The sequence below is a fragment of the Oscillatoria sp. HE19RPO genome, from assembly GCF_024220515.1.
Lineage (GTDB): Bacteria > Cyanobacteriota > Cyanobacteriia > Cyanobacteriales > Laspinemataceae > Laspinema.
Window position 1 is genome coordinate 1 of record NZ_JAMXOT010000184.1, and the last position, 5,139, is coordinate 5,139.

At 41.9% G+C, this 5,139-nt stretch carries 5 protein-coding genes; 4 read left to right on the forward strand and 1 reads right to left on the reverse strand.

Annotation, left to right across the window (positions count from 1 at the left end; translation table 11 throughout):
• Positions 1 to 1,077, forward strand: a 1,077-nt coding sequence (locus tag NG833_RS17220; RefSeq protein WP_254566515.1) for a DNA/RNA non-specific endonuclease, incomplete at its 5' end; no start/stop codon positions are given.
• Positions 1,078 to 1,564: 487 nt separating this feature from the next.
• Here NG833_RS17220 and NG833_RS17225 read toward each other — a convergent pair.
• Positions 1,565 to 2,161, reverse strand: a complete 597-nt coding sequence (locus NG833_RS17225) for a pentapeptide repeat-containing protein (RefSeq protein ID WP_254566516.1) — start codon at positions 2,159 to 2,161, stop codon at positions 1,565 to 1,567.
• 88 nt (positions 2,162 to 2,249) lie between these two features.
• On the opposite strand from NG833_RS17225, the gene NG833_RS17230 reads away from it, so the two are divergent.
• From NG833_RS17230 to NG833_RS17240, 3 genes are all read left to right on the forward strand, one after another.
• Positions 2,250 to 3,665, forward strand: a complete 1,416-nt coding sequence (locus NG833_RS17230; protein ID WP_254566517.1) for a hypothetical protein — start codon at positions 2,250 to 2,252, stop codon at positions 3,663 to 3,665.
• A gap of 46 nt (positions 3,666 to 3,711) precedes the next feature.
• A complete protein-coding gene (locus NG833_RS17235; RefSeq protein ID WP_254566518.1) occupies positions 3,712 to 4,137 on the forward strand; it encodes a transposase family protein in 426 nt (141 codons plus the stop codon).
• A gap of 111 nt (positions 4,138 to 4,248) precedes the next feature.
• Positions 4,249 to 4,749 carry an ISAs1 family transposase gene (locus tag NG833_RS17240; protein WP_254566519.1) on the forward strand — a complete coding sequence of 167 codons (501 nt, stop codon included), beginning with the start codon at positions 4,249 to 4,251 and terminating at the stop codon, positions 4,747 to 4,749.
• The last annotated feature ends 390 nt before the right edge of the window (positions 4,750 to 5,139 follow it).

The window sequence follows — 5,139 nt, forward strand, 5'->3', positions numbered from 1 at the left end:
GGTCATAAAATAGAGGAAACCATTCATCTATTAGAGGCCAATGGCCCCTACGATTTAGGTTACAATGACGCAGATACCTACAGAATTGGCTATGGAATAACGGGCTTTGAGACTTTCCATGTAGATGTCCCGGAATCCCTGCGAGGTCAAGTTGCCACGGTTAAATTTGAAATAGAAGAGGGGACAGTTTATCTGGATGATGTGTTCTTCAAAAGCGAACATCTTCTTCTCGGAAATCCTACTTTGAATGGGCAAGAGGCTCGGCCCGATCTAGCCAGTCATGCTAATAATTATTTGATTGAAAGACCGCAATATTCTTTGTCTTACAATGAGAGTAATAAAGGACCGAACTGGGTAAGCTGGCAACTTAATCGCTCGTGGCTGGGAAATCTCTCTGCTCCCAGTAGAGGGGTACGCCCTGTGACCGATCCCTATCCTTGGCAATCAGATAGATTACTTCCAGACCACTTAAATACGACTGAAGGATTTGAGTATTTTGCAGACTCAAGATACCCTCGAGAAGTCTCTTTAGATCGCGGTCATGTAATGGCTAGAGAAAAGCGTAATAGAACTCAAAAGGATCAATGGGCTACTTATTTTACCACAAATTTATTGCCCCAAGAAATCGATAATAACCGACATGGTGCATGGCGAAAACTCGAAACATTTAGTTTAGGAATTGTTAAATATCGGGGTTGGGAGGTTTACAACATTGCCGGAGGTTCTGGCTCCCAAAATCTTTTTTATGAGCCGCAAGATCCTCTCAATGTATATAACATCAATATTCCTGAATTTATGTGGAATGTGTTTTTAGTGCTTAAACCAGGTCAAGGAATACAAGATGTAACAATCGATACACCTGTTGTGGCGGTCAATTTGCCTAACTTTATCCAGAATCCTCCTGATATAATCCCCTTACCGTGGTATCATCCTTATAACCTAACTACTGTAGATGCAATTGAAGAAATGACAGGGCTCGATCTACTGTCACACCTGCCAGATGAAATTGAAGAAATTATTGAGGCAAGAACATATGATGGTCCTACTACGGTAGAAAACTTCCCCTATGTCAGCTAGACTTCACAAAATTCCTGTAAAATATTTAACAATTATTGCTTACAGTAACTCTTTAAGCGATTAAAGAGTTACACTGAAACATTGGCATCCTCTAAGAAATGAGAATGTGGGGCATCCTGTTTTTTGTTATGCTACTGATGGAGCTATTAAAGACTACAATCCATAATAGATATTTTTATAACCTGCCCGAACCTTTTGTTGTCAAAAATTTTAGCGATTAACCCCACTTTCTTTACCAATACAAATAAAGGGAGTGACACATTGTTTGTGAGTCCCAAACCCATGAACCTAGAATTTATTCAGTTTAGATTTAGCAGCTACTACTTGGGCTACCAATCGATTGAATTTCTATCAGGTAACCCCAATTAATCTCTTGGTTATTTTGAGGAGGAGACTGAATATACTCTATTAATATACTCATAATTCGTCGTGCAAAAAACAAAATTTAATTTTTGCCAAAACATAAAACCTCAATTTTTAGAGATGTCTATTTGCGAATATTACTAATAATACTCCCATTTGGCAAAATTGTATTATGCAAAATTACTCCTTTAATAATAGAACATTCCCATTCAAGTATTGCTTCACTCAAGTTGACATCAGTAAGATTAGCATTGGTGAGCAAAGCTCCATCATAACCGCCAAAGTCAGTAAGTTTGACAGAAGCTGCTGTTAGATCGATATCGCACAATGAAGCTTCGCAAAGATTTGCCCCATCTAGGTTGCTTTGGCTCAGATCGGCACCGTTTAGAATTGCTTCACTCAAAACTGCTCCACTTAAATTGGCTTTGCGGAAATTGGCATTTATTAATTCAGAGGACCCCAAGTTAGCTTCACTCAGGTTAGCTTCACTCAGGTTAGCTTCACTCAGGTTAGCTTCGTACAAGTTAGAACCCCTGAGATCTGTGTTGGACAGGTTTGCCCTACTGAAATTTGCTCCGCTCAGGCAAGCTTGCCTCAAATTAGCACCACTCAAATTTATTCCTATTAAATTTAGTCGTCCGTTTTTACTCTTCTCTATTTTGATTCCAGCAAAATCCCGTTCTCCCGCGGCGTACCTTCTTCGTAACTCCTCAGCATCCATAGTTAACCTCCCTAAATTTAATTTATTACCTTAACACTAACACAAGTTTAGCCACGCGGGTCAGGAGTATCATTGGGCTGTAGAAGCAGTGATTAATGGCTCACCGAGGCCAGTTGTTGAGGATAGTGAATTCCAAACTCCCTTACCGCCAAGTCCTTCATCCAGTCCGTTTACGAGTGTGACAGTATTGACTCGCGGCGTAGAACCACAGAATGATGAAGGACATAACCGCTTGCTTGACAGTCAAATTAATGCCCTTGCCAGTAAAATTCAAGAAGCAGGTGGTTCGGTGATGAAATACAATCCCTCCACTGGGGGATGGCAATCTGTCACCTTAAACGGGAATAATTGGGTGGCGACTAACGCAACACCTATAGAAGAAAAACCACTGGTATTGTTAGCAGATTGGATGCAGGGTCTCGATGCCAGCAGTTTCTATAACGGAGGTTTTGCAGAAGCGGCGGCTGATTCTTTGTTTGCTTCCTTGGTGAAACTCGACCAACAATATGGCGGTGCAGTGGGAGAGGGGTCTCGTCTTTATGATGCTAATGGCAATCTTATCCGTATCCAAGGAGATATTTTTAACTCGCCATTACATTTTATTGGATTGGGTCAAGGTGCAGTGGTGAATACAGAAATTATCCAGCGGTTGGGGACGTATTTTCCTCATGCTGGGGGAACAAGTGCTTCTAATCGCGACCTCCAAATGACTACAATCGATCCGTATGATTACGACCCGACTTTCCCCGAACCCGTTTTCAGCACTGTCCTCGATCCGGAAGTGGTAGTGTGGGACAATGTGACTTATGCGGATAACTACTATCAGAACAAAGGGACGGGCAATACCCTCAATGGTCAAGAATTATCCTCTGCCGATTGGAATGTGAATTTGGGTTCCTGGGCGAGTTTTGACCAAAATCTAGAGACAGGTGGTCCTCATCAAGCAGCAGCAGCATGGTATGCGGGAACGGCAAATTTCAATCTGAGTCAAATTCCTTCAGAAAATGGGCAAACGATTTATCGTCGCTTGGGGGATTTATCCTCCTCCGAACGACCCTGGTACACCCCAGACCACACTAATGCTAACTTTAGCCACGGTGAAGAGATGGCTCCTTGGGAGGGGATTGGTACGGGTTGGTTCCACTCTGTTTTGGGTGGGGGAAATCAATTGCGTCCATATAATTTTGAAGGAGGTAAGTTGAGCAAAGACGAAATTCAAGAATTCAGCTATCCCAATGACGGCTGGAGAGAATATTTAGAAACTAAGCGAGTTTCAGTCAAGCAAGAAAACAATCCTATATCGGGAATGTGGGGAGATTTTGCCGTTCCCACTCTGTTTAATGGAAATTTTGATGCCCTTGTTTATAAGTTAAGCCGCCAAAATATTCCGGGTTGGTACATTGATACCCCTACTAACTCTTTGAAACAAAGCGCTTTAATTGATGTAGCAGGTATTCCCGGTTCTAATCCCTATTCAAATCAGGGCTATTTCATTCTAGTGTAAGACCTGATAGAATAACAGAGTAATCTCACCGAGGGGTCAGGTCAAAATGTCCCAGATAACGATTGTTGAAGCATTTGCCGATCTAGAGGATTGCCGACGGCAAGCAGGCACGCGGCATAAACAAAGCCTATGTCTAGCCTTATTTACCCTCGGTGTTGCCGCTGGAAATCGTGGGTTTATAGCGATTGGAGACTGGATCAAAGCATACTCTGATGAATTGATAGAATTGTTCAACCTTGAGAAAAAACGTTTACCTTCTTACAGTACAATTCGACGAACGTTATTGCGAATCGATCGGCAACGCTACTCAGCCTGTTTATCGCGTTTTTTGGGGATTGACCCCATAGAGAGCGAAACCATTGTTGCAGTGGACGGCAAAGTTTTACTATGGTATTATGAAGCCATTAATGACAATGCTAATGTAGATTCTCATCCGGCCATTAATTATGGAAGGCAAGTGACTACATCGTAGAACGAGGGCTAATTCTCGACCCCTACGAAGTTGATTCAAAAACTAATGAAATCACGGCCTTACCCGCATTTATTAAAGAAATGGCCCTCAAGGGCGTGGTGTTTGCTTTTGATGCAATCAGTACCCAAAAAAACTGCTCAAGTCATCGTAGACAGTGGGAATGACTATATTGGAGCGCTCAAAGGCAACCAATCAGGTCTACTTGAAGCAGTCCAAGCCAATTTTAACGCTATTCAGACTCATGAATCGAACAATGTTGGTCACGGTCGCGTTGAAAAACGCACGGTCAGTATTAGTAATCAGTTAGATAATATTCCTGAATTTCCTGGACTAAAAACCGTGATTCGTGTTGATTCATACCGCGAAGTCCATCGAGCAAATATTATTGAACCCAGTGTTAAAATTCGTTTTTACGTTTCTTCTTTGATTGAAACGGCTGAAGAATTTTCCAAGCGGATTCGAGGTTATTGGGGAGTCGAAAACAAGGTTCATTATGTGCGGGATGTAACTCAAGGTGAAGATGCTTCTCGTATAAGAACAAAACCCTTGGTTCAAATTTGGGCGGTCGCTCGAAATTTTGCACGCTCACATATACCGCGATTATGGATTTGATAATATGGCTAAAGCCCAACGTCTGGCGGGATTTTGCCTTAAACTAATTAAGGAGTTGTTTAGAATGAAATAGCCCTGGGGATAAAGAACACCTTCCCAATGTTGATAACTCCAACCTGAAGTGCCGATGCAAATGGTCATTGCCTTTACTCCAACGCAAATTGTGTTTGGGTATGAATTTTAAATTTTGCTTACATACTGGACAGTGAAAAGTTCTATGAGATCATTATCAAGGGGCTTTTAACTGTCCAATGCGTCTGTGTATGTTGTTATGCATGAATAACTCTTTGGCCTGAAGGAATTTTGTCAAAAGTAAGCTGGGTGGACTTTCAGCTAAAATAGAAGGGGCAGATTGCTGTAGAGTAAGCCGAACAATTTGCTCACTCGGAT